Consider the following 589-nt stretch of genomic DNA (forward strand, 5'->3'; position numbering starts at 1 on the left):
GGTTATCAGCGAACGGCGGCTGGAATCGCTGCGCCAGCTCGCATTGGCCCTTGCAGGCGCCCAAGGACATGAGGCCGTGCTCGACGCTGTCGAGGCGGAGCTCGCGCGCAACGATCGCGACATGCCGTTCGCGCTTGTCTACCTGTTCGACGAAGCCGGCGCCCCCGTCCTGGCGCGCAACTGCGCGGGGATGGACCCCGATCACCCCTGCGCGCATGCGGCAGGCTCGGCGCAAGATCCCTGGGGGGTAAAGCGGGTTCAACTCGATTGGACCGCTCCCCGGATCGACGAATGCATGCACGCCGATCTCCCGACCGGATCCTGGGATCGTCCGCCCACCAAGATCGCCGTCGTTCCCCTGGTCGATCGCGGGAACGACCGGCCGCTGGGCGCCCTCGTGGTCGGCCTCAACCCCTATCGTCCCGCCGGTGAGCAATATCTGAGTTTCCTCGAATTGCTTGCCGGCCAGATCACCGCAGGCCTGACGAGCAGCTATGCCTTCGAAGCGGAACGTGAGCGCGCCGCGGCGCTGGCGGAAGTCGCCACGATGCGCGAGGAAGCCTCACGCGTCCTCGAACAGGCGAACCGC

Annotated in this window: 1 protein-coding gene; it reads left to right on the top strand. The window is 67.4% G+C overall.

What is annotated here, in order from left to right; all coding sequences use genetic code 11:
* Window positions 1-589 (top strand): GAF domain-containing protein (locus RT424_RS24155; protein ID WP_313443399.1); only part of this gene is annotated, 589 nt, incomplete at both ends.

The organism is Novosphingobium sp. (genome assembly GCF_032093395.1).
Classification (GTDB): domain Bacteria; phylum Pseudomonadota; class Alphaproteobacteria; order Sphingomonadales; family Sphingomonadaceae; genus Novosphingobium.